24 protein-coding genes are annotated in these 24,353 nt (G+C 64.4%); 5 read left to right on the forward strand and 19 right to left on the reverse strand.

Annotated elements, in window-relative coordinates:
- Positions 1 to 14: 14 nt before the first annotated feature.
- The 5 genes from PRtIB026_RS23840 to ppc all read right to left on the reverse strand — a co-directional run bounded on the left by PRtIB026_RS23840 (position 15) and on the right by ppc (position 5,613).
- The gene (locus PRtIB026_RS23840; RefSeq protein ID WP_203651068.1) at positions 15 to 884 is read right to left on the reverse strand and encodes a DUF72 domain-containing protein; all 870 of its coding nucleotides are present in this window, start codon (positions 882 to 884) and stop codon (positions 15 to 17) included.
- 3 nt (positions 885 to 887) lie between these two features.
- Positions 888 to 1,178, reverse strand: coding sequence for a hypothetical protein (locus PRtIB026_RS23845; RefSeq protein WP_203651067.1), 291 nt, complete (start codon positions 1,176 to 1,178; stop codon positions 888 to 890).
- Between the two features lie 132 nt (positions 1,179 to 1,310).
- Entirely contained in the window at positions 1,311 to 1,985 is a 675-nt protein-coding gene (gene tsaB / locus PRtIB026_RS23850; protein WP_203651066.1) for a tRNA (adenosine(37)-N6)-threonylcarbamoyltransferase complex dimerization subunit type 1 TsaB, read from the reverse strand.
- 91 nt (positions 1,986 to 2,076) lie between these two features.
- On the reverse strand, positions 2,077 to 2,727 hold the full coding sequence (adk, locus tag PRtIB026_RS23855; protein WP_028691565.1) for an adenylate kinase: 651 nt from the start codon (positions 2,725 to 2,727) through the stop codon (positions 2,077 to 2,079).
- Positions 2,728 to 2,985: 258 nt separating this feature from the next.
- On the reverse strand, positions 2,986 to 5,613 hold the full coding sequence (gene ppc / locus PRtIB026_RS23860) for a phosphoenolpyruvate carboxylase (RefSeq protein WP_203651064.1): 2,628 nt from the start codon (positions 5,611 to 5,613) through the stop codon (positions 2,986 to 2,988).
- A 144-nt stretch (positions 5,614 to 5,757) separates the two neighbouring features.
- Here ppc and PRtIB026_RS23865 point away from each other — a divergent pair, with 144 nt between their 5' ends.
- The 5 genes from PRtIB026_RS23865 to PRtIB026_RS23885 all read left to right on the forward strand — a co-directional run bounded on the left by PRtIB026_RS23865 (position 5,758) and on the right by PRtIB026_RS23885 (position 8,304).
- Positions 5,758 to 6,102 (forward strand): pilin assembly protein, encoded by a 345-nt coding sequence (locus PRtIB026_RS23865; protein WP_203651061.1) that lies wholly within the window; start codon positions 5,758 to 5,760, stop codon positions 6,100 to 6,102.
- Positions 6,103 to 6,357: 255 nt separating this feature from the next.
- The gene (locus PRtIB026_RS23870) at positions 6,358 to 6,771 is read left to right on the forward strand and encodes a DUF4398 domain-containing protein (RefSeq protein ID WP_028691568.1); all 414 of its coding nucleotides are present in this window, start codon (positions 6,358 to 6,360) and stop codon (positions 6,769 to 6,771) included.
- 49 nt (positions 6,772 to 6,820) lie between these two features.
- Positions 6,821 to 7,609 (forward strand): OmpA family protein, encoded by a 789-nt coding sequence (locus PRtIB026_RS23875; protein ID WP_203651060.1) that lies wholly within the window; start codon positions 6,821 to 6,823, stop codon positions 7,607 to 7,609.
- Between the two features lie 139 nt (positions 7,610 to 7,748).
- Entirely contained in the window at positions 7,749 to 8,033 is a 285-nt protein-coding gene (locus PRtIB026_RS23880; RefSeq protein ID WP_186716353.1) for a type II toxin-antitoxin system Phd/YefM family antitoxin, read from the forward strand.
- Positions 7,987 to 8,304 (forward strand): type II toxin-antitoxin system RelE family toxin, encoded by a 318-nt coding sequence (locus tag PRtIB026_RS23885; protein WP_186716345.1) that lies wholly within the window; start codon positions 7,987 to 7,989, stop codon positions 8,302 to 8,304. Before PRtIB026_RS23880 ends, PRtIB026_RS23885 begins: the two co-directional genes overlap by 47 nt.
- Positions 8,305 to 8,332: 28 nt before the next feature.
- On the opposite strand, the gene PRtIB026_RS23890 is transcribed toward PRtIB026_RS23885, so the two are convergent.
- From PRtIB026_RS23890 to PRtIB026_RS23955, 14 genes are all read right to left on the reverse strand, one after another.
- Positions 8,333 to 8,659 carry a hypothetical protein gene (locus tag PRtIB026_RS23890; protein WP_028691570.1) on the reverse strand — a complete coding sequence of 109 codons (327 nt, stop codon included), beginning with the start codon at positions 8,657 to 8,659 and terminating at the stop codon, positions 8,333 to 8,335.
- Positions 8,656 to 9,579, reverse strand: a complete 924-nt coding sequence (locus PRtIB026_RS23895; RefSeq protein WP_203651059.1) for an alpha/beta hydrolase — start codon at positions 9,577 to 9,579, stop codon at positions 8,656 to 8,658. The genes PRtIB026_RS23890 and PRtIB026_RS23895 overlap by 4 nt, the downstream gene beginning before the upstream one ends.
- The gene (locus PRtIB026_RS23900; protein ID WP_203651058.1) at positions 9,551 to 10,828 is read right to left on the reverse strand and encodes a flavohemoglobin expression-modulating QEGLA motif protein; all 1,278 of its coding nucleotides are present in this window, start codon (positions 10,826 to 10,828) and stop codon (positions 9,551 to 9,553) included. Before PRtIB026_RS23900 ends, PRtIB026_RS23895 begins: the two co-directional genes overlap by 29 nt.
- 138 nt (positions 10,829 to 10,966) lie before the next feature.
- The gene (locus PRtIB026_RS23905; protein WP_203651057.1) at positions 10,967 to 11,515 is read right to left on the reverse strand and encodes a hypothetical protein; all 549 of its coding nucleotides are present in this window, start codon (positions 11,513 to 11,515) and stop codon (positions 10,967 to 10,969) included.
- Positions 11,516 to 11,544: 29 nt separating this feature from the next.
- On the reverse strand, positions 11,545 to 12,249 hold the full coding sequence (locus tag PRtIB026_RS23910; RefSeq protein ID WP_203652602.1) for a TetR/AcrR family transcriptional regulator: 705 nt from the start codon (positions 12,247 to 12,249) through the stop codon (positions 11,545 to 11,547).
- Positions 12,250 to 12,439: 190 nt separating this feature from the next.
- The gene (gene lysS, locus PRtIB026_RS23915; protein WP_203651055.1) at positions 12,440 to 13,942 is read right to left on the reverse strand and encodes a lysine--tRNA ligase; all 1,503 of its coding nucleotides are present in this window, start codon (positions 13,940 to 13,942) and stop codon (positions 12,440 to 12,442) included.
- A gap of 95 nt (positions 13,943 to 14,037) precedes the next feature.
- A protein-coding gene (gene prfB / locus PRtIB026_RS23920; protein WP_203651053.1) for a peptide chain release factor 2 occupies positions 14,038 to 15,133 on the reverse strand; the annotation gives its coding sequence in 2 pieces (ribosomal slippage) (positions 14,038 to 15,060 and positions 15,062 to 15,133; 1,095 coding nt in all).
- Positions 15,134 to 15,560: 427 nt separating this feature from the next.
- Complete coding sequence (locus PRtIB026_RS23925) at positions 15,561 to 16,739, reverse strand: integrase core domain-containing protein (protein WP_203647529.1); 1,179 nt, start codon at positions 16,737 to 16,739, stop codon at positions 15,561 to 15,563.
- Between the two features lie 820 nt (positions 16,740 to 17,559).
- Complete coding sequence (locus PRtIB026_RS23930) at positions 17,560 to 18,564, reverse strand: response regulator (protein ID WP_050704372.1); 1,005 nt, start codon at positions 18,562 to 18,564, stop codon at positions 17,560 to 17,562.
- A 51-nt stretch (positions 18,565 to 18,615) separates the two neighbouring features.
- Entirely contained in the window at positions 18,616 to 19,629 is a 1,014-nt protein-coding gene (locus PRtIB026_RS23935; RefSeq protein ID WP_203651051.1) for a chemotaxis response regulator protein-glutamate methylesterase, read from the reverse strand.
- Positions 19,626 to 21,920, reverse strand: coding sequence for a hybrid sensor histidine kinase/response regulator (locus PRtIB026_RS23940; RefSeq protein ID WP_203651043.1), 2,295 nt, complete (start codon positions 21,918 to 21,920; stop codon positions 19,626 to 19,628). Before PRtIB026_RS23940 ends, PRtIB026_RS23935 begins: the two co-directional genes overlap by 4 nt.
- On the reverse strand, positions 21,917 to 22,582 hold the full coding sequence (locus tag PRtIB026_RS23945; protein WP_244670964.1) for a chemotaxis protein CheW: 666 nt from the start codon (positions 22,580 to 22,582) through the stop codon (positions 21,917 to 21,919). Before PRtIB026_RS23945 ends, PRtIB026_RS23940 begins: the two co-directional genes overlap by 4 nt.
- Positions 22,579 to 23,832, reverse strand: a complete 1,254-nt coding sequence (locus tag PRtIB026_RS23950; RefSeq protein ID WP_203651042.1) for a CheR family methyltransferase — start codon at positions 23,830 to 23,832, stop codon at positions 22,579 to 22,581. Before PRtIB026_RS23950 ends, PRtIB026_RS23945 begins: the two co-directional genes overlap by 4 nt.
- Complete coding sequence (locus PRtIB026_RS23955) at positions 23,829 to 24,350, reverse strand: chemotaxis protein CheW (protein WP_203651041.1); 522 nt, start codon at positions 24,348 to 24,350, stop codon at positions 23,829 to 23,831. Before PRtIB026_RS23955 ends, PRtIB026_RS23950 begins: the two co-directional genes overlap by 4 nt.
- Between the last annotated feature and the right edge of the window lie 3 nt (positions 24,351 to 24,353).

Consider the following 24,353-nt stretch of genomic DNA (forward strand, 5'->3'; position numbering starts at 1 on the left):
CTCCGACAGTCAGATCACAGTAATCCCAGTTGTTCGACCTCAGGGGCGCGCGGCAATTCAGGCAGCGCCGCCAAGCCTGGCAACAGGGTCATCAGGCGCTGGTGAAAACGCTGCGCCAGTGCCGCAGCCAGGCGGTTGTCCGAGGTGTGCAGGAATAAGTAGGGGCGGCGCCCCTCTTCAATCCAGGCGGCGACCTTGTCCACCCAGGGCGTGAGAAAGCGCTCATTGGCCTCGAGCTCGGGATGGCCGATGAAGCGCACCTGCGGGTGTTGGGTAAAGGCTGCCGGGCGCGGCGGTACCTTGGGCTTCTTGGCCTGGGCATGAAGCACGGCGGGCTCGCGCGAAGCGCAGCTGAACAGCGCACGCGGATCCAGGCAGATGCGTTCGACACTACGCTCATGCAACAGCCGGTTGAGCTGGCGCTCCTCCTCGCCACGGGCGAAGAATGCGTCGTTGCGCACCTCCACCGCCACCGGCACGCCGATCTCATCGAGGAAGTACGCAAGCTCGCCCAGGCGCGCCGGGCCGAACATCGCCGGCAATTGCAGCCAGTAAGGCGACACGCGCTCGCCCAAGGGGGCCATCAGTCGGGTGAAGTCCAGCGCCGAGTCGAGCTGTTCGCGCAGGTCGCCCGCGTGGCTGACATCCCCGGGAAACTTGGCGGTGAAGCGAAACCCCATCGGCATGATCTGCGCCCAACGCTCGACCGTCGCTGGCGCGGGACGGGCATAGAAGGTGGTGTTGCCTTCGACGGCGTTGAATACCTGGCTGTACAGCCCGAGGAATTCGCTGGTGCGAGCGTCGGCGGGGTACAGGTACTCGCGCCAGGCGTTTTCAGCCCAGGACGGGCAACCGAGGAAATAAGGGAGGGGTGATGGCGTCATCCATCAAATGTACAGGTCCAGCCCCAGTACTTCCATCTCCCAGTCGGTGAAGCCGGCAGTGGTCAGGTAGCTGGCCAGGGCCGTGGAGGTACGCCGGTCGCGGGCGCGGGGGTAGATCAGGTCCTGCTGGCGGGCCGGCAGGTTCTCGCCGCGACGGCTGGCACGGCTGACCTGTGCGTCGATGTCCTCGATGATCTCGGCATCGGCTTCGTCGATGGCTTCGTCACGCGCTGGCGCCTTGCGAGGCGTACGCTTGATGGGGTAGCTCTGTGAGGAGAAGCCGTCGATACGCATGACAGGAGCACTCAGGACCAATGATGGCAATTTAGCAGCATCAGGAATCCTTCGCTAATGCCCGAACTGATAACTGGACCACAGAACACGCAAAAGGTTTTATCGTGAACGGCGATAGCCGACGAACTGCATTCAACGCGCCTTGGGCGTAGCCACATTATCGCGCAGATAGACCGGTTGCGCCTGCTCGGCGGCGACCGTCTCGCCCCGGGCCCAGGCGAAGCCGGCCAAGGCAAGGATGTCCAGGGCGCTGGGCAAGGCAACGGCGTCGCTCGCCGCGACCTGCACCGCCAGGCGCTCGGCGTAGCCCCAGCCGGTACCGGCGCCGAACCACTCGCCATCCAAGTCTTGCGGCAGCGCTACCCGCTCGGGTGGCAGGACCATTTCCTGACCGATCAGGCGCATCTCCCCCTGCTCGGCGCGGTAGCAACCCCAGTACACCTCGTCCATGCGCGCATCGATGGCCGCGGCCACCTGCTGCACGCCTCGCTCGCGCAGCGCGCCCTGGGCCAGGGCCGCCAGGTTGGACACCGGCAGCACCGGACGCTCGAGGGCAAAAGCCAGCCCCTGGACCACGCCGATGGCGATACGCACGCCGGTGAAGGCGCCCGGGCCGCGACCGAAGGCGATGGCGTCCAGCGCGCTCAGCGCCACACCCGAATCGGCCAGCAGCTGCTTGATCATCGGTAGCAGTTTCTGCGCGTGCAGGCGTGGGGCCACCTCGTAGTGGCTGGTCACCTTGCCGTCGTGCAGCAGGGCGACGGAACAGGCTTCGGTGGCGGTATCCAGGGCCAGCAAGGTGGTCATCGAACGAGGTATCCAGGCAACAGGGGAAAAAGAGCGGCAGTATAAACGACAACGGCCCGCAAGCGGGCCGTTGTCGGACAAGGTCGACGGATCAGCTCAGGGCTGCCAGTACCTTGGCGGTGATCGACTCGACCGAGCCGACACCTTCGATGTGGCTGTACTTCGGCTTGCCGGCGTTGGCCGCCGACAGCTTCTGGTAGAAGTCCACCAGCGGCTTGGTCTGGCTGTGGTAGACCGACAGGCGGTGACGCACGGTTTCTTCCTTGTCGTCGTCGCGCTGGATCAGGTCTTCGCCGGTAACGTCATCCTTGCCTTCCACCTTCGGCGGGTTGTACTGGATGTGGTAGGTGCGACCCGAGGCCAGGTGCACGCGGCGACCGGCCATGCGGCCGACGATCTCTTCGTCGTCCACGGCGATCTCGACCACGGCGTCGATGTCGACACCGGCAGCGACCATGGCTTCAGCTTGCGGGATGGTACGCGGGAAGCCGTCGAACAGGCAGCCGTTGGCGCAGTCCGGTTGAGCGATGCGCTCCTTGACCAGGCTGATGATCAGCTCGTCGGAGACCAGCTGGCCGGCATCCATGACCTTTTTCAGCTCCAGGCCCAGCGGGGTGCCGGCCTTGACGGCGGCACGCAGCATGTCACCGGTGGAGATCTGCGGAATACCGAACTTCTCGGTGATGAACTTTGCCTGAGTACCTTTACCGGCCCCGGGAGCTCCCAGCAGAATTACGCGCATCTTGTGCTCCTCATATTTTTCTTTGCAAATCAACGGATTCGGCGCACAAGGCCAACTCCGGAAAATCGGACGAGACCGTAAAATCGGTCAAAAGGCTGCTCAAGATACACAGCGCCCGCCCCCCCGACAAGCGTCCAAAAGTGCCAGGAACGGGCCGCCCGCCGCTGGCCGGGGCACTGGTTGCGCCCGGCGCAACCGGCCGTCGGGGGTTGGGTCGAGGCCAGCCCGGCTAATGACCACGACCGGCCTCGAACAACCTCAGCCGGTGTTGCGCAAACCTGCCGCGATCCCCGCCACGGTCACCAGCAAGGCCTGCTCCAACGGGCTGTCCAGAGCGGCTTCACGGCTGCGCGAGCGTGCCAGCAACTCGGCCTGCAGGCGGTGCAGCGGGTCCAGGTAGGTGTTGCGCAGACGGATGAATTCCAGGGTTTCCGGGCTGTGCGCCAGTAGCACCGGCTGCCCGGTCAGGCCCAGTACCACCCGGCACGACTGCGACAATAGGTCGCGCAGGTGCGCACCCAACGGCAACAGTTCGGGTTGCACCAGACGTTCGTCGTAGGCCTCGGCGATTTGTGCATCGGCCTTGGCCAGGACCATTTCCAGCATGTCGATACGGGTGCGGAAGAACGGCCATTGTTCGCGCATCTGCGCCAGCAGCGCCCCCTGCCCGCGTGCCAGGGCATTGTTCAACGCCGTTTCCCAGCCCAGCCAGGCCGGCAGCATCAGCCTTGTCTGGGTCCAGCCGAAGATCCACGGGATCGCCCGCAGGCTCTCGATACCCCCGGCGCGGCGCTTGGCCGGGCGGCTGCCCAGCGGCAGGCGACCGAGCTCCTGCTCGGGGGTGGACTGGCGGAAGTACTCGACGAAGTCCGGGTTCTCGCGCACCACGCCGCGGTAGGCCTTGACGCCATCGGCGGCCAACTGGTCCATCAGTGCGCGCCAGGCCGGCTCCGGCGGTGGCGGCGGCAGCAGGGTCGCCTCCAGCACGGCGGCCAGGTAAAGGTTGAGGTTCTGTTCGGCGATGCCCGGCAAGCCGAACTTGAAGCGGATCATCTCGCCCTGCTCGGTGGTGCGGAAACGTCCGCCCACCGAGCCCGGTGGCTGCGACAGGATCGCCGCGTGGGCCGGGCCGCCGCCGCGCCCGACCGTGCCGCCCCGGCCATGGAACAGCAGCAGCTCGACCTGATGCTCGCGACAGATGCGCACCAGGTTCTCCTGGGCGCGGTACTGGGCCCAGGCCGCTGCTGTGGTGCCGGCGTCCTTGGCCGAGTCGGAATAACCGATCATCACCTCCTGCGGCCCTTGCAGACCGGCGCGGTAACCCGGCAAACCGAGCAGGCGCTCCATCACCGGGCCCGCGTTGTCCAGGTCAGCCAGGGTCTCGAACAGCGGCACCACGCGCATCGACCGGGTCAGCCCGGCCTCCTTCAGCAGCAACTGCACCGCCAGCACATCGGAGGCCGCGCCGGCCATGGAGATCACGTACGACCCCAGCGACGCCGCCGGCGCGGCGGCGATCTCGCGGCAGGTGGCGAGCACCTCGGCCGTCTCGGCCTGGGGCTGGAAGTGCGCCGGCAACAGCGGGCGACGGTTTTTCAGCTCAGCCTGAAGGAAAGTGATGCGTCGCTCCTCGTCCCACTCGGCATAGCGACCGAGGCCGAGGTAGTCGGTGATTTCCGACAGCGCATCGCGGTGGCGGGCGGCATCCTGGCGCACGTCCAGGCGCACCAGGAACAGGCCGAAGGTCACCGCCCGACGCAGGCAGTCGAGCAACGGGCCGTCGGCGATCACACCCATGCCGCATTCATGCAGCGACTGGTAGGCCAGCTCCAGCGGCGCGATCAGCTCGCGGTTGTCCACCAGCACCGCGGCGCTGGCCGGCTGCGTGCTCGTCAGCGAGGCATGGGCCCAGGCGCGGGTGGCGCGCAGGCGGTCGCGCAGTTGCTTGAGCAGGGCGCGATAAGGCTCGGCGCTGTCGCCGACCTTGTCTTTCAGGGCGGCGCTGGCCTGCTGCATGGACAGTTCGGCGGCCAGGCCGTCGATATCGCGCAAGAACAGGTCGGCGGCCATCCAGCGCGCCAGCAGCAGGACTTCGCGGGTGACCGCCGCCGTGACATTGGGGTTGCCGTCGCGGTCACCGCCCATCCAGGAGGCGAAGCGCACTGGCGCCGACTCCAGCGGCAGGCGCAGCCCGGTGGCCTCGAACAAGGCCGCGTCGACCTTGCGCAGGTGGTTGGGGATCGCCTGCCACAACGAGTGCTCAATGACCGCGAAGCCCCACTTGGCTTCATCCACCGGGGTCGGCCGGGTGCGACGGATCTCCTCGGTGTGCCACGCTTCGGCGATCAGGCGGCGCAAGCGTTCGCGCACCTGCTGGCGCTCGCCGGGAACGAGGTCACGGTGGTCCTGCGCGGCCAGTTGCGCGGCGATGGCGTCGTACTTCTGGATCAGGGTGCGGCGGGCTACCTCGGTGGGATGGGCGGTAAGCACCAGCTCGATGTTCAACCTGGCCAGTTGCCGGGCCAGCTCATCGTTGCCGTGGCCCGCCGTCTTCAGCCGCGCCAGCAGTTCCGGCAGCACCCGCGCCTCGAAGGGCTCGGGCTGGTCGGCGTCGCGACGCCGGATCAGCTGGTACTGCTCGGCGATGTTGGCCAGGTTGAGAAACTGGTTGAACGCCCGCGCCACCGGCAGCAGGTCCTCCTCGGCCAGGTCACCCAGGGTCGAGCTCAGTCGCTCGCCCTGCCCGCGCCGGTCGGCCTTGGCGCTGTGGCGGATGTCCTCGATCTTCTGCAGGAACGCCTCGCCATGCTGCTGGCGGATGGTCTCGCCCAGCAGTTCTCCCAAAAGGTGCACATCCTCGCGCAAGCGCAGATCGATATCACTCATCAGCCTTCTCCACTCCAGGAAACCGCATGCGCCCAAGAGTGCCCACTCGTGCCTGCGCCTGGCAAGCCAGAAGCGGCCAGAGCAACTAAAGTGAACACAGGACATCCGAAGCAATGCCATTACCAGGCTTTGACAGAGGTCATCATGAAAATTCGCCAACTTGCCCAGCACTGGGAACAGAACGCCGCCGGCCGTCTTAGCCCCACCGGCCATGTCCTGCACCTGGAAATGGAAGCCGAAGCGCGCCTGGCCGCGCTGATCGACATGTACCCCAAGCGCAGCCCAGAGGAACTGCTGGGCGAACTGGTGGCGGCGGCGCTCGAGGAACTGGAGACCAGCTTCCCCTACATCAAGGGCCAGCAGGTGATCGCCACCGACGAGGAAGGCGACCCGCTGTACGAGGACATCGGCCCTACGCCGCGCTTCCTGGCCCTCTCCCGGCGCCACCTGCAGGCCCTTGGCCGGGTGCGGGAAGAGCAGTCGCACTGAGCCTTTCCGGGTGCCGGGCAAGACCCGGCATACCGTCATCCACAGCGGAAGTTCCATGGAAATCCCGCTGACTGATTAGTCAGAAAAAAATACCTTTAGCGTGCAAATTTTTCTGAACTATTCAAAAAACGCCTCGGTCACAGCCAATAGCCATCACGGCAAAACCCTGTAAACACGGGCCTTTGCGCCCGACGCTGGCCACAGGGGAACAGCGATAGCCACCACGTGGCATCGTCGTTTAACAGGAGTGACCCAATGGAGTTGACCACCATGAAGACCCGCATCGCACAACCTTCCTCCACTCACCTGCGCGGGCTCAAGCTGGCCGCGCTGGCCCTGGGCAGCAGCCTGGTGCTGGCCGGCTGCGCGGGCAAACCGCCGACCGAGCAATACGCCGTGACCCAATCGGCGGTCAACTCGGCGGTCAGTGCCGGTGGCACCGAGTTCGCCGCAGTGGAAATGAAGGCTGCCCAGGACAAGTTCAAGAAGGCCGAGATCGCCATGCACGACAAGCAGTACGACCAGGCCAAGCTGCTGGCCGAACAAGCTGAGTGGGACGCCCGCGTCGCCGAGCGCAAGGCCCAGGCGGCCAAGGCCCAGAAGGCCGTGCAGGATGCCCGCCAGGGTATCAACGATGTACGCGAGGAAGGCCTGCGCAGCGCCGAATGAGCCCTGCCCAGCCTCATGAGCCTTCGTTAACGATCAAAGGATGAACACTATGCGCAACTACGTCATGATTCCCGCCCTGCTGGCCCTGAGCGTGGGCCTCGCCGCCTGCTCCCACGACCCGAACGCCAACCTGGAGTCGGCCCGCACCAACTTCTCCGCCCTGCAGAGCGACCCGCAATCGAGCAAGGTGGCCGCACTCGAGACCAAGGACGCCCAGGACTGGTTGAACAAGGCCGACAAGGCCTACATGGAGCGCGAGGACTCGAAGAAAGTCGACCAGCTCGCCTACCTGACCAACCAGCGTGTCGAAGTGGCCAAGCAGACCATCGCCCTGCGCGGCGCCGAGGCCGAGCTCAAGAACGCCGCCGCCCAGCGCGCCCAGGCCAAGCTGGACGCCCGCGACGCGCAGATCAAGAAGCTGCAGGACAGCCTGAACGCCAAGCAGACCGACCGCGGCACCCTGGTGACCTTCGGTGACGTGCTGTTCGACTTCAACAAGGCCGTGCTCAAGAGCAGCGCCTACCCCAACGTCACCAAGCTGGCCCAGTTCCTCCAGGAGAACCCTGAGCGCAAGGTGATCGTCGAGGGCTACACCGACAGTGTCGGCTCGGCCAACTACAACCAGACCCTGTCCGAGCGCCGCGCCGGTGCCGTGCGCATGGCACTGGTACGTGCCGGCGTGGATCCTGCGCGCATCGTCGCCCAGGGGTACGGCAAGGAGTACCCGGTGGCCGACAACAGCAGCAACTCGGGCCGCGCGCAGAACCGTCGGGTGGAGGTGACTATCTCCAACGACAACCAGCCAGTGGCGCCGCGGGCGGTGAGCCAAGTCCAATAAGGGCTGCTGTCTGAATGAAAGAACCCGCCTGATGGCGGGTTTTTTCATGCTTGACCTTTCGTCAAAGCACCTTTAAAGACACCTTTAAAGGCACTACACTGAGACATCCATCCTTCTCGACAAATGGGTTGATACAACTATGACCTACCCTGTCCTCGCCGATCTGGCAGCATCCATCACCGACCTTAAGAAAGACCCAATGGGCACCATTCGCCAAGCGCACGGTGAAACCGTGGTGATCCTCAATCGGAACGAGCCCGCCTTCTACGCAGTACCACCAGAGCGCTACGAGGCGATGATGGATCTGATTGACGATATCCAACTGGCCGAGCTGGTACGCCAGCGGCTTGGCGGGCCTACCGTGAGGGTGGATATTGATGAGCTCATCGCCGACGCAGAGCGCGACAGCAAGCTACAACCTTGAGTTTGATTCACGAGCGCACAAGGAGTACCGCAAGCTCGAACCCACATTGCGCCTGCAGCTTGCCAAGAAACTCAAGGCCCGACTGGCTCGACCCAGAGTTGAAAAAGACCGGCTCAATAACATGGCTGATTGCTACAAGATCAAATTGAGATCAGCCGGCTACCGCTTGGTCTACCAGGTGATTGATCAGCGCGTGGTAGTGCTTGTCATCGCGATCGGCAAACGTGAAAGATGCGATGTCTATTCAGTCGCCAGCGCGCGATTGAACTGATCGGGCCGCATTGCAGCAGCCCCATCATTCACTGCACCTGCTGCGGCGTCTCCTGCCCCATGCAGCGCACCGCGCGTTTGCGGTTGTCCACCAGCACCCCGGTCAGGCCCTTCTGCTCGGTGTCGAACAGCACCAGCACGCCATCGATGCACTGTGCCACCTGTGGCGCTGGCGTCAGCGAGACCTTGTAGTCTTCCCCCGGAATGGTCTTGAGCATGGTGAAATCCTGCAGCAACAGCGCATCCTCGGGCTTGGCGAAATGCAGGTAGCCGTAGTACCAGAGGGCTCCCACCGTCACGATGATGCTGCCGACGCCAGTCAGGATCAGCGGGATGGCGTTGCGTTCTTCACTCATTGCTTGTTCTTCTCGTCAGGGTAGTTGGGTACTTCGGCCAGGCGGCGCAGGCCGTTGAAATGGGTAGGGTCTTCCAGGAAGCGCAGCATCACCTGGCGCCAGGTCGGGTCGGCGAAAGTCTGCACATGGTCGCCTCGGGTAAGCTGCAGCACCCGGGGCGGCGGCGCCTGGCGGTACAGGCGCAGTCCGTTGTCCAACGGCACGAGGTTGTCGTCGATGCTGTGGAAGAACAGCTTCGGCGGGCTGTCCAGGCGGGCGATCGAGTTGATCGCACTGTCGCCGTCCGGCACCAGCCACGACAGCGGCACTTGCAGTGGCCAGGTCATCCACGAAGTGCTCAGGGCATAACGCCCCACCGCCCGGTAGCTGGCCGGCACGCCATCGAACACCAGGGCGCTGAAGCGTCGGCGCTGCTCGGGGTGCTGGGCCAGGTAGTGGATGGCCATGGCCCCGCCGAGGCTCTGGCCCAGCAGCACCAGCGGCCTGCCCTTGGCTTGGGGCGCCTTGTCGAGCCAGTCCAGCGCCGCGCCGATGTCGCCATACACGTCAGGCAATGTCGGCTTGCCCTGGGACAGCCCATAGCCGCGATAGTCGATCATCAGCACCTGGTAGCCCTCTTTCGGCAACCAGTAGCTGCCGCCCAGGTGCCAGGCCAGGTTGCCGCCATTGCCATGCAGGTGCAGCACCGTGCCCTTGACCTCGACACCCTGCGGCACAGGCAGCCACCAGCCATGCAGACGCGTGCCGTCGGCGGCGTTGAGGGTCAGGTCCTGGTACTGCAGGTGGGCCATTTCCGGGGTGAACGGCTGGCCGGGCTCAGGGTAGAACAGCAGGCTGCTGCAGCCGCTCAACAGCAGCAACCCGAGGCCGAAGGCGAGGTGACGGCAGGCGTCAGAGAATGTTCGCGTAGTCGGCTTCAATACGGTCCAGGCTCAGGTGATTGAGGAAGTTGGAGAAGCACATCCAGGCCGACAGCGCGTTGAGGTCGCGGAACTGCTCGGGCAGGTACTTGGGCGGTTCGACCAGCCCTTCCTCGACCAGCTGGCGCAGCGTGCGCATGTCTTCCAGGGTGGTCTTGCCGCAGAACAGCAACGGGATCTGCTCGAGCTTGCCCTTCTTCACGGCCAACTGAATGTAGTTGTAAACCATGATGAAGCCCTTGAGGTAGGACAAGTCCTTGGTGAATGGCAGGCCATTGGGCACCGAACCACGGAACACCCGGCTGGCATTGCTGTAGCTATGCCCCATCTCGAAGCCCTGGCCACGGAAAAACTCGAAGACCTGCAGGAAGTCGGCGCCCTCCTCCACCATGTGGATGGCACGGGTGCGGTTGGTGAGCTTGCGCAGACGGCTGGGGTAGGAGGCGAAGGCGATCACCTCCATGAGGATGGCCAGGCCCTCCTGGGTCACCGTCGACGAGGGCGGGCCCTTGGCCAGGAAGGTGCAGATCGGCTGGTTCAGGCCGTTGAGGGTGGTGCCGACGTGCACCAGGCCTTCATGCACTTCCAGGGCGCGCACGTCGCGGCTGTTGAACATCGCGTCGGCGCGCACCTTGATGTAGTCGGCGCCGGCCGCGGCGTCAGCGACGATGCCGTCGGACTCGAACACGCGGATGGTCTCCTCGGCTTCGCCGAACACCTTGTTCAGGCGACGCTGGAGGATCGCCACCGCTTCCTTGGCCGTGAGGTTCTTCGGTTCGTCCTTCAGGTCGCCGCGACCGTCGATGTTGTTCAGGTAGTCCGAGAGCATCAGGCCCAGGTCGGCCAGGGTCGGATCACCGGCGTGGAAAGCATCGGAGGCGGCGCCGTAGAGCTCCTGGGAGATCAATCCGAAGTCCTCGGTGCCGCGTGCCTCGAGCATGCGCACCACCATGCGGTATTCCTTGCACATCCGCCGCATGATCTGCCCGACCGGGTTGAACTGGCCCAACTGCCGGGTGATGTCGCGCTCGATGCTCTGGAATTCGGCCTTCACCGCGCTGGAGTCGAACGACAGCGGGCGGCTCTGGTAGTAGGCACGGTCCACCGCCGGAGGCTCCTTGCCCTTGGCCTTGAGGAAGCCCTGGCGGATGCCGTCGTCCCATTTCACTGCGTCAAGCACGCGGATCGGGGTCTGGGTGGCGACGATGCGGTCGGACAACGTGCGTATGGTCTGCTGGTACTCGTCCACGCGGGACTCCTTAACGGTTCAGATACGTGCCAGACCTTTTCGCGGGTAAAACCGCTCCCACAGGTTCAGCACCGTCGGCAAAGCTGCGCAGTGCCTGTGGGAGCGGGTTTACCCGCGAAAAGGCACACACTGTCGCCACTATTTGCCAACACGCTGGAAGCGCGCCACCTCGACGAACAGATCGGAGTTGGCGGGATCGTCCAGGTACGCCAGCACCCGCTCGGTCGGACTGTCGATCAGCACGCCCTCGCCGTTATCTTCCGGCACTTCGGTATTGCGCCCGCTCAGTTCTTTCTTTGCGACGGCCTGCTGCACCTGCTCAACATCGAGGTTGTAGACCACCAGCTGCTTGCCGTCGATCACCTCGAACCCGCCGATCAGGAAGTTGCCGCCCAGGCGCTTGGGCACGCCGGCCGACAGGTACCAGCGGTTGCCATGCCGGGCCACGGTGAACACGTACTCATCGGGCGCCTTGCCCTGGGCGCGGGCCACCGCCTTGTAGGTGTTGCCGCCGGCGCGGCTTATGCTCAGCTTCAGCGGCTGGCCCCAGGCATCCTTGCTGCTCCACTGCCCGAGCAGGGCCTTAGGCGCCGGCTGGTTGGCCGGCAGCGGCTCGTCAAACGTCACCAGACAACCGCCCAGCAGGAGGAATGACAAGGTCAACAACACCACACGCCAGGCTTTCATCAGGTTCTCCTTGAAAAGTCGTTCGCCACTCAGGCCGAGGCCAGCACCATCTGCAGGTATCGGACAAGGATAGCGAGCATCTGCTCATCGGCCTGCGCATTCGCATCCTTGAGCAGGCCCTGATATTCCATCTGCTCGATTATCGCCGTCAACATCTGGGCATCCTGCTCGGGCTGGCGCGAGCCAACCACCTGCAGGATCTGCCGCGCGCCATGCAGCAGGATCTGCTCGTGGGCCTGCACCAGTTCGGCCAGGCGTGGGCACAGCAGCGCCTCCTGGCGAAAGGCTTGCTCGGCCATGAGGAAGTCGCGGCGGTTGTTCAGTTGGCGCAGGACGTAGTCTGCCAGCATGCGCGCCACTTCATCGGCCAGGTGCGCCCGGGCCTCGGGGCTGCCGTCGCCCTGGGCCAGCAACTGGCGCAGCACGCCTTCGGTGTTGGTCCAGAGCTTGGCCATGTAGGCCGCGCTGCGCTCGACGTACTGGGCGAAGGTATCGGCCAGCAGGTCCTGGATGTCCTTGAAGTAGTAGGTGGTGGCCGACAACGGTACAGCGGCCTCGGCGGCCACGGCGCGGTGGCGCACGCCGCGCACGCCATCGCGCACGACGATGCGCATGGCAGCGTCGAGGATCTGCTGGCGGCGCTGTTCGCTGCCCTGGCGGGCGGTCTTGCGGCCCTGGTACTGCACGCTCTCGGCGACGGCGGTGGCGATGCCGGCGGCGCCCTGGTGGGGCATTGCGGGGGTCACTGGAGGTACCTCATGAACAGTGGGTTGCCGGTGCCGGCCTCTTCGCGGGTAAACCCGCTCCCACAGGTTAAGTGCGACTCCCCTGTGGGAGCGGGTTTACCCGCGAAGAGGCCAGCACTGACAACATAGAGCTTCAGGCATGAAAAAGCCGCCTCGAAAGGCGGCTTGTTCAGATCGCTCAGGCCTGTGGGCGCATGTGCGGGAACAGGATCACATCACGGATCGACGGCGAGTTGGTCAGCAGCATCACCAGACGGTCGATACCGATGCCCTCACCGGCGGTCGGCGGCATGCCGTACTCCAGGGCACGAACGAAGTCGGCGTCATAGTGCATGGCCTCGTCGTCACCGGCGTCCTTCTCGGCCACCTGGGCCAGGAAGCGCTCGGCCTGGTCTTCGGCATCGTTGAGCTCGGAGTAGGCGTTGGCGATTTCGCGGCCACCGATGAACAGCTCGAAGCGGTCGGTCACGGCCGGGTTGTCGTCGTTGCGACGGGCCAGCGGCGAGACTTCGAACGGGTACTCGGTGATGAAGTGCGGCTGTTCCAGCTTGTGCTCGACCAGCTCTTCGAAAATCATCACCTGCAGCTTGCCCAGGCCTTCGTGGCCGAGCACCTTGGCGCCGGCTTTCTTGGCGATCTCGCGAGCACGGTCGACGTCCTGCAGGTCGGCGGCGGTGAGCTGCGGGTTGTACTTGAGGATCGAGTCGAACACCGACAGGCGCACGAACGGCTCGCCGAAGTGGAACACCTTGTCGCCGTACGGCACGTCGGTGCTGCCCAGTACCAGCTGCGCCAGCTCGCGGAACAGTTCCTCGGTGAGGTCCATGTTGTCGCGGTAGTCGGCGTAGGCCTGGTAGAACTCGAGCATGGTGAACTCGGGGTTATGACGAGTCGAAACGCCTTCGTTACGGAAGTTGCGGTTGATCTCGAACACCTTCTCGAAGCCACCGACCACCAGGCGCTTGAGGTACAGCTCCGGCGCAATGCGCAGGAACATGGCCATGTCCAGGGAGTTGTGGTGGGTTTCGAACGGCTTGGCCGCGGCGCCGCCTGGGATGGTCTGCAGCATCGGGGTTTCGACTTCGAGGAAGTCGCGCTCGATGAGGAACTTGCGGATGTGCGAGATCACCTGCGAACGCACACGGAAGGTGTGGCGGGTTTCCTCGTTGACCATCAGGTCGACGTAGCGCTGGCGGTAGCGCTGCTCGGTGTCGGTCAGGCCGTGGTGCTTGTCCGGCAGCGGGCGCAGCGACTTGGTCAGCAGGCGCACGTTGGTCATCTCGACGTACAGGTCGCCCTTGCCGGAACGGGCCAGGGTGCCTTCGGCGCTGATGATGTCGCCCAGGTCCCAGGTCTTGACCGCAGCCAGGGTTTCTTCTGGCAGGGTCTTGCGGTTGACGTAGACCTGGATGCGACCGGTCATGTCCTGGATGACCATGAACGAGCCACGGTTGAGCATGATGCGACCGGCGACCTTGACCGGAATGCCGGCTGCTTCCAGCTCTTCCTTGGTCTTGTCCGCGTACTGCTTCTGCAGATCGTTGCAGTAGCTGTCGCGGCGGAAGTCGTTGGGGAAGGCATTGCCCTTGGCGCGCTCGGCGGCAAGTTTTTCCTTGCGCAGGGCGATCAGGGCGTTTTCTTCCTGTTGCAGGTCTTGCGCTTCGGTCTTGAGGTCGCTCATGTCGTCATTCTTTCCATCAGGTGTTCGTTGCCCCTGTCGGGCAGGGCAGGCGATACCGGCCCGTCGGGCCTGGTATCGCGGCGGTGGTGTACGGGTTACAGGCCCTGCTTGAGGCTCGCTTCCAGGTATTCGTCGATATCACCGTCGAGCACCTTGTTGCAGTCGCTGCGCTCGACGCCGGTACGCAGGTCCTTGATGCGCGAGTCATCCAGTACGTAGGAGCGGATCTGGTGGCCCCAGCCGATGTCCGACTTGCTGTCTTCCAGGGCTTGCGAGGCGGCGTTGCGCTTTTGCATTTCCAGCTCGTACAACTTGGCCCGCAGCATTTTCATGGCGGTATCCTTGTTGGCGTGCTGCGAACGTTCGTTCTGGCAGGCCACCACGGTGTTGGTCGGTACGTGGGTGATACGTACGGCCGAGTCGGTGGTGTTGACGTGCTGACCACCGGCGCCCGAGGAGCGGTAGGTGTCGATGCGCAGGTCGGACGGGTTGATCTCGATCTCGACTTTGTCGTCGATCTCGGGCGAGACGAACACCGCCGAGAACGAGGTGTGGCGACGGGCCCCGGAGTCGAACGGGCTCTTGCGCACCAGGCGGTGCACGCCGATCTCGGTGCGCAGCCAGCCGAAGGCGTACTCGCCCTTGATGTGCACGGTGGCGCCCTTGATGCCGGCGACTTCGCCCTCGGACAGTTCGATGATGGTGGCGTCGAAACCACGCTTGTCGGCCCAACGCAGGTACATGCGCAGCAGGATGTTGGCCCAGTCCTGGGCCTCGGTGCCGCCGGAGCCGGCCTGGATGTCCAGGTAGGCGTTGTTCGGGTCCATCTCGCCGCTGAACATGCGACGGAACTCGAGCAGGGCGAGGGATTCCTCCAGCCCTTGCAGCTCGGTCACGACATCGCTGACGGCGCCTTCGTCACCTTCTTCGACGGCCATGTCGAGCAGGTCCTTGCAGTCGCCAAGGCCATTGGACAGTTTGTCGAGGGTTTCGACCACCTGCGCCAGCATGGCGCGCTCGCGGCCCAGGGCCTGGGCGTATTCGGGCTTGTTCCAGACGGCGGCGTCTTCCAGCTCGCGGTTTACTTCGACCAGACGATCATGTTTGTGATCGTAGTCAAAGATACCCCCGAATGGACTGGGAACGCTCGGTGAGGTCCTTGATGGTGTTCAGGATCGGTTGGATTTCCATGGGCGGGCAGCTCTCGTGCGAATTCGGTGAAAAGCCCGCGAGTATAACCGAGTCTGGGGGCTGGCGGCAGACCCGCCGGGCGGTCTGGACGCAATCCCCATTACGCCCTATTTCCGGCGTTGCCGTTGCCGTTGCCGTTGCCGTTGCCGTTGCCGTTGCCGATCAGGAGTCTAGCCCCATAACCCGCTAGCGACAGCTGCGTCATCCCAGGCGCCGCCCGTACCTTCGCGACTTCAGGAGGCCGAACGCAGGCCTTGCGGAGGGAGGTGACGGGCATGGATGCCCGTCAAGCGCTGGGGCCCAGGATGGGCCCTGCAGCGCGGTCCTCCCGGGAGCAAGGCCGGAGTGAGGGAACCCGTAGCGAAGCGGAGGGCCGGATGAATGGAGCGATGTACGGGTCACCCACATGGGTTACACAAAAGTTCACTCACATAGGTGACAACACCTTGAGTGTTACATAACCATCAGTGGCATCTCGCACATCGACCCTGCCAAGGATGATGGGACCGAAAATAACATCCCAGACGCCATCCCCAACCTGCTCCAGGCCAATGGTCTGGTGCTTGAGCACATAACCTACGTAGATCCTCAAGCCGCGGCGGTTGATGATGCCGCAGCTATCCGCTGGCAAGCTCTCAATATGGCTGGGATAGGTCATCTCGGGGAGTTTTTCAGGGAATGGGCGCGGCGAGGGTTGGTAGCAAGACGCCGGTGTTTTCTGCTTCAACGCTTCATGCAAGCGCTCGTGATTGTAGTGCTGCCGGAAGCGATCAAAGTGCCGTTGTTGAGCCTCCCAGGCCACTGCCGGCGGCGATGGTAGCGTGCTTTTGAGCGTCCGATGCATGCGTTCGTGGCGGCCATTTTGTTCAGGCCGACCAGGCGCAATGCGCTCGGGAATGATGCCTAGACGCAGCCACCAGATCGACAGCTGGGAAAGTCCCGCACGCCCCTTACTGGCAAACGGCACACCGTTATCGGTACGAATCCGCTCAGGCAGGCCATTCTCCCGGAACACTTGGGTGAAAACGGCCTGCGTTTCCAGAAGATTGGTGTTGGGCATGCTGTGGCAGGCGAGCAGGAAGCGACTGGCGTGATCCATGATCGTCAGCGGATAGCACCAGACGCCTGCACCTGTCAGAAATTGGCCTTTGTAGTCCGCACTGAACAGTTGGTTAGGCGACTCTGCCTTCTCCAGGGGCTTGGGATAGACCGCTACCCGCTGACGTAAGCGGCGTGGTTTGACCAACTCGGCCTTCTTGAGGATGTTGTAGATCGCTGTCTTCGACGGCGGCGCCTGATCAGGGAAACGCTCCTGCAGCGCAGCCTGGATCTTTTTCGGACCCGGTTCCGTTTCGCCTCGACTGCGCAGTTCGATAATGGCTTCGCGAACTGCAACAGGCACGATCCAGTCCTGGGTCAACCGGCGGCGGCTGCGTTCTTCCAGCCCCGAAGGCCCCTCTTTCTCATATCGCTCGACCCATTTGTAGCCGGTCTTTCGGCTGATCTCGTAGGCCTGGCACAGGGCGCTGAAGCTGGGCGCCCCCTGTAGGTAATCCGCGATGAAAAGCATTTTCAGGTCCATAGGTTTCAGCTCTCGCCAAGGCATGGTCAGATCCTCGAAAACCGACCCTGCCAGTTAAAGACTGTTACCTATGTGCGTGAACTGATTTGTAACCCATGTGGGTGAGTCATACCGCGAGGATTTTTTGGTTCCTTTTTGATCCTTCAAAAAGGAACTCGCCGTAAGGGCGAAAAGGTGACTATGCGTCGACATCGAAAATGAATGCACTTACAACTATTAAAACCAGCACCGACCGACTTTGACTTTGACTTTGACTTTGACTTTGACTTTGACTTTGACTTTGACTTTGACTTTGACTTTGACTTTGACTTTGACTTTGACTTTGACTTTTAAAGCATGAGCTTTGAAAGTTATAGGCGCATTCATTTGCGATAGTGACGCAAAGTCACCTTTCCGCCCTTACGGCGGGTCCCTTTTTGAAGGATCAAAAAGGAACCAAAAAATCCTCGCTCCATTCATCCGGCCCCTACGCTTCGCTCCGGGGTCCCCTCGCTCCGTTCTTGCTCCCGGGAGGACCGCGCTGAACGCCCCATCCTGGGGCGCAGCGCTTGACGGGCATCCATGCCCGTCACCTCCCTTCGCAAGAACTCCGCTCGGCCTCCTGAAGTCGCAATTGGTGTTGCCTGATCTACCGCGCACTTAGAAGCAAGAGCGAAGAGCGAAGAGCAAAGAGCAAAGAGCAAAGAGCAAAGAGCAAAGAGCAAAGAGCAAAGAGCGAAGAGCGAAGAGCGAAGAAATTGGAGTTTAGGTTTTAGCCAGCAATTGTAATTTATGGCCTCTGCCGACAAGCCGGTCCCGCAGGGTTAGTAAGTTCTGAAAACACTAACACCCCGCGGGAACTCACTTAGGCAATCCCGACTTGATTACGCCCGCTGTTCTTGGCCAGATACAACCCCTTGTCCGCCGCCGAAATCAATTGCCGACAATGACTGCCGACACTCGGCGTCAAGGTCGCCAGACCGATACTTACAGTCAGGTGCGAGGCCGCCTCGGGCACGGTGTGGGCGATCTTCAGGCCCATGATGGTCTGGCGCAGCTTTTCCGCCACCAGCCGCGCACCACCAGGCGAAGTGTTGGGCAGCACCAGGGCGAACTCCTCGCCGCCGTATCGCGCCGGCAGGTCGGTCGGCCGCGAACAGCAGCCACGTATGGCCTCGGCCACCTGCCGCAGGGCCTCGTCACCGGCCAGGTGGCCGAAACTGTCGTTGAACGCCTTGAAGTAATCGACATCGACCATCAGCAACGACAACTGCTGCTGCTCACGAATAGCCCGGCGCCACTCAAGCTCCAGGTACTCGTCGAAGTGACGGCGGTTGGACAGCCCGGTGAGACCGTCCGAGTTCATCAACCGCTGCAGCATCAGATTGGTGTCGAGCAACTGCTGCTGGCTCACCCGCAGGGCGCGATAGGCCTCGTCGCGCTGCAACAACGTCAGGTACGAGCGCGAGTGATAGCGGATACGCGCCACCAGCTCGATGGTGTCCGGCAGCTTCACCAGGTAGTCGTTGGCCCCGGCGGCGAAGGCCGCGCTCTTGACCAGCGGGTCCTCCTTGGTCGACAGGACGATGATCGGGATGTCCTGGGTGGCCGGGTTGTTGCGGTACTCGCGCACCAGGGTCAGGCCGTCGAGACCCGGCATGATCAGGTCCTGAAGGATCACCGTGGGCTTGATGCGCATGGCCTGGGCCACCGCCTGGTGCGGGTCGGCGCAGAAGTGGAAGTCGATGTTCTCTTCGTGGGCCAGACCACGGCGCACGGCTTCGCCGATCATCGCCTGATCGTCGACCAACAGGACCATCGCCGCGCTTTCGTTGATGGTCGTGAAACCTTCGATCGGTAGATCATTCATCCGTAGTCACCCGTTGACCGCCGGCCACGCGGCGCGCCTCAATACATATCGTCATTTCGAAAAGATTTCCATCAGTCGCCCGGCAATTCGCTCCAGCGGACGGATTTCCACCGCCGCGTCGATCGCCGCGGCAGCCTTGGGCATGCCGTATACCGCGCTGCTCTGCTGGTCCTGGGCGATGGTCAGGAAGCCCTGCTGGCGCATCAGTTTCAGGCCCTGGGCGCCATCGCGTCCCATCCCGGTAAGCAGCACGCCCACCGCATCGCCAGACCAGTAGCGCGCCACGCTCTCGAAGAACACGTCGATCGAGGGCCGGTAGATTTCGTTGACGGGCTCGGCAGTGTAGGCCAGCTCGCCATTCCTCAGCAGGCGGATATGGTGATTGGTGCCGGCCAGCAGCACCTGCCCCGGCTGCGGAGGCTCACCCTCGCGGGCCAGGCGCACCGGCAGGCCGGACGCGGTGCTGAGCCATTCGGCCATGCCAGCGGCGAACACCTGGTCGACATGCTGGACCAGCACGATGGCCGCCGGGAAAGTGCGCGGCAGGCCCTTGAGCAGCACTTCCAACGCCGCCGGCCCTCCCGCCGAAGAACCGATGGCCACCAGTGCTCGCCGCTGCGACGCCTCGCGCAGCGGCGCGGCCACCGCCCGGGCAGCGCTTGGACGCTGCTGCCCGATCAGCCAGCCGATGTTGAGGATCTTGCGCAACAGCGGCGCGGCCGCCTCCCGGGCGTCGCCCGCGCCCAGCGCCGGTGTGTCGACCACATCCAGGGCGCCATGGCCCATGGCCTCGAATACCCGGTGCACATTCTGCTTGCGGTCCACCGTGACGATGACGATGGCGCAGGGAGTCTCGGCCATGATCCGCCGGGTGGCCTCGACACCGTCCATCACCGGCATGATCAGGTCCATGAGGATCAGGTCCGGGGTCTGCTCGGCGCACAGGCGCACCGCCTCGGCGCCATTGCCCGCCACCCAGATCACCTGATGCGCGGGCTCGAATGCCAACGCACGGCGCAGGGCCTCCACGGCCATGGGCATGTCGTTGACGATGGCGATTCTCATCCCTGGGCACCTCCGATCAGCTCCACGACCGCCTCCAGCAACGCATCGTCATGGAAGCTGGCCTTGGCCAAATAATAGTCGGCGCCGGCATCCAGTCCACGACGCCGGTCTTCTTCACGATCCTTGTAGGACACCACCATCACCGGCAGCGATTGCAGGCGATTGTCGCGCCTTACCAAGGTGACCAACTCGATACCGTCCATGCGCGGCATGTCGATGTCGGTGATCAGCAGGTCGAAATCATCGCTGCGCAGGGCGTTCCAGCCGTCCATGCCATCGACAGCCACCGCCACGTCATAGCCGCGGTTGCCCAGCAGCTTGCGCTGCAGCTCGCGTACCGTGAGCGAGTCGTCGACCACCAGGATGCGCTTGCGTGTCACGCCCTTGCCGCCCCGTCCGCCCCGTTCGATACGCTCCAGACGGCCGGTGCTGAGCAGTTTGTCCACCGAGCGCAGCAGGTCCTCGACATCGACAATCAGCACTACCGAGCCATCATCGAGCAGGGCGCCGGCGGAAATGTCCTGGACCTTGCCCAGGCGCGCGTCCAGCGGCATCACCACCAGCACCCGTTCGCCGATCAGCCGCTCGACCGCCACTCCATAGAGCTGATCGCGCTCGCGGATCACCACTACCCGAAGGCTCTGTTCATCGCCCTGGGCCGCCGGTCGGTTGAGCAACTGGCTGGCGGCCACCAGGCCGATATGCCGCCCTTCGTGCCAGAAGTGCTGACGGCCTTCGATCTGCACGATGGCCTCGGCCGGCACTTCGACGGTGCGCTCGATATGCGCCAGGGGGAAGGCATAAGCCTCGCCGCCCACCTCGACCACCAGGCTGCGCACCACCGACAGGGTCAACGGCACTTCCAGGTGGAAGCAGCAGCCCTGCCCCGCCACCTGGGTCAACTCGATGGACCCGCGCAGGTCGCGGACCATGTGCTGCACCGCGTCCAGCCCGACACCGCGACCGGACACCTCGGTGACCGTGTCGCGCAGGCTGAAGCCCGGCAGGAACAGGAACGTCAGCAGCTCGGCCTCGCTCATCTGCGCCACGGTCTCGGCCGGCGACAGGGCACGCTCGACGATACTGCGGCGCAGACGCTGCAGATCAATACCGGCACCGTCATCGGACAATTCGAGGATCAGCAATCCGGCCTGGTGCGAAGCACGCAGGCGTACCGTGCCCTCGCTTGGCTTGCCGGCCAGCAGGCGCTGCTCGGGCAGCTCGATGCCGTGATCGACCGCATTGCGCAGCAGGTGGGTCAACGGCGCCTCGAGCTTTTCCAGCACATCGCGGTCGACCTGAGTCTTCTCGCCTTCAATCAGCAGGCGTACGGGCTTGTCCAGCGAGCGGCCAAGGTCGCGGACCATCCGGCTCTGCCCGGTCAGCACATCGGCGAACGGACGCATGCGACAGGCCAGTGCCGTGTCGTACAGCAACTGCGCACGCTGGCTGGCCTGCCAGCCGAACTCGTCCAGGTCAGCGGCCTGTTGCAACAGGATCTGCTGAGTCTCGGCCAGCAATTGCTGGGTCTGGGCCAGGGCTTCGAGCACCTCCGGCCCCTGGCCGCTCTCCTCCAGCTGGGCCTTCAGCCCGTCGAGCCCCCGCATGCCCTGGCCATGCATGCGCTTCAGGCGCTGCAGAGTGGCCAGGTAAGGCTTCAGACGCTGGGTCTCGACCAGCGACTTGCTCGACAGGTCCAGCAGGCTGTTCAGTCGGTCGGCGGTGACCCGCAACACCCGCTCGCCGCCCTCGCCACCGCGTTTTCCGGCCTTGCGGGCAGGCATCGGTTCCGCTTCGACGTCGGGCTCCGGTGGCGGCAGGGGCTCGGGCTCCGGCAGTGCGGGCTGGACGACAGGCGGCAGGCTCGGTGCACTCGGCTGCGCGTTGGCCAGCATTGGCGCCGAGGGGTCGAGCAAAGCCGCCATCTGCGCCAGGAACACCGCCACGGCGGCTTCGCTGTCCTGATCGCCCGGCGTGGCGATACGCATCAGCAGGTCGCTGCCCTGTAGCAGCGCGTCGATATGCTCGGGGCGCAGCAGCAGGCGGCCCTCCTGGGCTGCTACCAGGCAGTCTTCCATGACGTGGGCGACACTGACCCCGGCGTCGATGCCAACGATCCGCGCCGCCCCCTTGAGCGAGTGCGCCGCACGCATGCAGGCCTCGAGCTGATCGGGTTGCGCGGGGTTGCGCTCCAGCGCCATCAGGCCCGCGCTGAGCACCTGGGTCTGGGCCTCGGCCTCCAGGCTGAACAGCTCGAGCAGCGACGCATCGCGCATTTGCTCCGGGGTCATGAGAGGCTCCGCTTCACGGCTGACATCAGGTGTTGTTCATCCAGCACACGCACGCTGCGCCCGCGCCACTGCAGCACCGCCGCAGTGAAGTGCGCCGCATCGCGGCCATTGTCCAGGCTCGCCGGGTCGAGGCGATGGATACCGTCGATCTCGTCCACCGGCACCACCACCGGCCCGCCTTCGGCCGCCAGGATCAGCATGCGCGGCATGCTCCGCCCGCCGCGCTCACTGCCCGCCTCGATCAGCACGCCCAGCAGGTCGGCCAGCGACAAGCAAGGCACCAGTGCACCGCGCACATTGGCGACCCCCTGCAGCACCCGCGAACGCTGGTGAGGCAACGAGTGCACCGGCTGCAACGGGGCGATCTCGGCCAGGCAGGCGGTGGCCAGGGCCAACCATTCCTCGCCCAGGCGGAACAGCAGCATCGAGCGGCCGATCGCCTCTTCCTGCACGACTGGCGCCTCGAGCTGTTCATCCTGGATCAGCGCATAACGGTCGAGCAGGCGCGTGGCCGCCTCGGCATAGACCTCGCAGTTGCGGCAGTGCACATGCCGTGGCAGCAAGGGGCACTGCTTGTCGCCATGCACCCCGATACGGTTCCAGCAGTCATCGATCTGCTCGTCATCGTGGGCGATCAGTTGCATATGGTATCCGCCGCTCATCGTTCAGACTCCCGGCCAGCCCGAGCAGCACGCTCCTGCAGGCGCCGCGCGCCCGCCTCGTCGCCCTGCGCGGCCAGCAGCATGGCCAGGTGCATGAGCGCCTCTGGATGCTGTGGTTCGAGATAGAGGGCCTTGCGGTAATGGGTGATGGCCTGCGCGGCATCGCCCTCGGTGTCGCTGAGCAACCCCAGCCAGTAATAGACCTGTGCCTTGGGCGCGAACTTGCGCAGATAGCGCTCGCAGCCTTCCCTGGCCTGGGCGCTGTCGCCGGCATTGGCATGCTGGGCGATGCGGGCCAGCAGTTGCGCCTCATCCTCGGCAGGCATCGCCTTGGCGACTGGCGCGGCGCTCGTCCTGCCGATCCGTGACGGCAACGCAACGACCCGCGGTGGCACGGGTGGCGCGACTGCTGGGCGGGCCACCGGCGCCGGCTTGGCAATGACGACCGGCGGCGCTTCATCCTGACGCACGTAGGCAAATGACTGGGCGATCCCCAGCGGTCGCATGCCCAGGCGCGCCAGCAGGCTACCCTCGGCCGGGCCGATGAACAGGACGCCCTGGGCATGGGTCAGGTGCTTGAGCACTTCGAACACCCGCTGCTGGGTCGGCACGTCGAAATAGATCAGCAGATTACGACAGAACACGAAATCGTAGAGGCCTTCACGCGCCCGCAGCGCCGGATCGAGCACGTTGCCCACCTGCAGGCTGACCTGCTGGCGCACCCGCGCATCCAGGCGATGGGCCTCGTCGACGGCGGTGAAATGCCGCTCGCGGAAGGCCAGCTCACTGCCGCGGAAGGAATTGCGGCCATAAACACCTTGCTCGCCCTTGGCCACCGAGCTGGGGCTGATGTCGATGCCGTCGATACGGAATGCCCCGGGGCTCAGCCCGCCGTCGAGCAACGCCATGGCGATCGAATACGGCTCCTCGCCGGTGGAGCACGGCAGGCTGAGGATACGCAGAGGCCGGGCACCGGCCAGTTCAGCCACGCGTTTGTGGGCCAGCCCCGCCAACGCAGTGAAGGATTCGGGGTAGCGGAAGAACCAGGTTTCCGGAACGATGACTGCCTCGATCAGGGCCTGCTGCTCATCGGTCGACTGCTGCAGGCGCAGCCAGTAGTCGTCCAGGTTTACCGCCTGCACGAGGGTGCAGCGCTGGCGCAAGGCACGCTCGACCATTGCCGCGCCGACCGACTCGACGTCCAGGCCGATGCGCTCCTGCAGGAAGCGAAAGAAACGTTGCTCAATCATGCCTGCACCTGCCCTGGCTCCAGCGGATACAGCAACTCGCGCACCGCGTCCGACAGCAGGTCGTCCACCTCGATGCGTTGCAGCAAGCCCCGTGCATCCTGGCGCACCGGCCCGAGGTAACGTGCCTCGGCATTGTCCAGGCCGTAGGGCTGGAAGTCGTCGGGCGCGCAGCGCAGGGTGTCGGTGGCCTGCTCCAGGATCAGCCCCAACTGCAACTGCGGGCGCTGTGGATCGACGCGGTAATGCACCAGCACCAGGCGCGTGCTGCTACGCGATTGCGCCGGCGAGCCGAAACTGAGCGCCGACAGGTCGATCACCGGCACCAGCGCACCGCGATGGGCGAGCACGCCGGCCACCCAGGCCGGGGCCTGGGCAATGGGTTTGAGCGCACGATGCGGCAGGACCTCGATCACCTCGCGCACATCCAGGGCGAAACGCTGGTCGGCGATGCGAAACTGCAGGTACAGCACACCCTTTTCAGTGGTGGCGCGCGCCTCGCGGGGGGACATGTCGTTCATCTT

Origin of the sequence: Pseudomonas sp. RtIB026 (assembly GCF_016861355.2) — a bacterium.
Taxonomy (GTDB): domain Bacteria; phylum Pseudomonadota; class Gammaproteobacteria; order Pseudomonadales; family Pseudomonadaceae; genus Aquipseudomonas; species Aquipseudomonas peradeniyensis.

Bases quoted from the DNA above. Each gene is read 5' to 3' on its own strand.
- lysS (WP_203651055.1), bottom strand. From the start codon at position 13,942: ATGAGCGACCTCAAGACCGAAGCGCAAGACCTGCAACAGGAAGAAAAC.
- ppc (WP_203651064.1), bottom strand. From the start codon at position 5,613: ATGAGTGATATCGATCTGCGCTTGCGCGAGGATGTGCACCTTTTGGGA.
- PRtIB026_RS23905 (WP_203651057.1), bottom strand. From the start codon at position 11,515: ATGAAAGCCTGGCGTGTGGTGTTGTTGACCTTGTCATTCCTCCTGCTG.
- PRtIB026_RS23925 (WP_203647529.1), bottom strand. From the start codon at position 16,739: ATGCCTTGGCGAGAGCTGAAACCTATGGACCTGAAAATGCTTTTCATC.
- PRtIB026_RS23950 (WP_203651042.1), bottom strand. From the start codon at position 23,832: ATGATTGAGCAACGTTTCTTTCGCTTCCTGCAGGAGCGCATCGGCCTG.
- PRtIB026_RS23910 (WP_203652602.1), bottom strand. From the start codon at position 12,249: ATGCCCCACCAGGGCGCCGCCGGCATCGCCACCGCCGTCGCCGAGAGC.
- PRtIB026_RS23935 (WP_203651051.1), bottom strand. From the start codon at position 19,629: ATGAGAATCGCCATCGTCAACGACATGCCCATGGCCGTGGAGGCCCTG.
- tsaB (WP_203651066.1), bottom strand. From the start codon at position 1,985: ATGACCACCTTGCTGGCCCTGGATACCGCCACCGAAGCCTGTTCCGTC.
- PRtIB026_RS23875 (WP_203651060.1), top strand. From the start codon at position 6,821: ATGCGCAACTACGTCATGATTCCCGCCCTGCTGGCCCTGAGCGTGGGC.
- adk (WP_028691565.1), bottom strand. From the start codon at position 2,727: ATGCGCGTAATTCTGCTGGGAGCTCCCGGGGCCGGTAAAGGTACTCAG.
- PRtIB026_RS23870 (WP_028691568.1), top strand. From the start codon at position 6,358: ATGGAGTTGACCACCATGAAGACCCGCATCGCACAACCTTCCTCCACT.
- PRtIB026_RS23845 (WP_203651067.1), bottom strand. From the start codon at position 1,178: ATGCGTATCGACGGCTTCTCCTCACAGAGCTACCCCATCAAGCGTACG.
- PRtIB026_RS23955 (WP_203651041.1), bottom strand. From the start codon at position 24,350: ATGAACGACATGTCCCCCCGCGAGGCGCGCGCCACCACTGAAAAGGGT.
- PRtIB026_RS23880 (WP_186716353.1), top strand. From the start codon at position 7,749: ATGACCTACCCTGTCCTCGCCGATCTGGCAGCATCCATCACCGACCTT.
- PRtIB026_RS23930 (WP_050704372.1), bottom strand. From the start codon at position 18,564: ATGAATGATCTACCGATCGAAGGTTTCACGACCATCAACGAAAGCGCG.
- PRtIB026_RS23840 (WP_203651068.1), bottom strand. From the start codon at position 884: ATGACGCCATCACCCCTCCCTTATTTCCTCGGTTGCCCGTCCTGGGCT.
- PRtIB026_RS23865 (WP_203651061.1), top strand. From the start codon at position 5,758: ATGAAAATTCGCCAACTTGCCCAGCACTGGGAACAGAACGCCGCCGGC.
- PRtIB026_RS23885 (WP_186716345.1), top strand. From the start codon at position 7,987: ATGAGCTCATCGCCGACGCAGAGCGCGACAGCAAGCTACAACCTTGAG.
- PRtIB026_RS23945 (WP_244670964.1), bottom strand. From the start codon at position 22,582: ATGAGCGGCGGATACCATATGCAACTGATCGCCCACGATGACGAGCAG.
- PRtIB026_RS23940 (WP_203651043.1), bottom strand. From the start codon at position 21,920: ATGACCCCGGAGCAAATGCGCGATGCGTCGCTGCTCGAGCTGTTCAGC.
- PRtIB026_RS23890 (WP_028691570.1), bottom strand. From the start codon at position 8,659: ATGAGTGAAGAACGCAACGCCATCCCGCTGATCCTGACTGGCGTCGGC.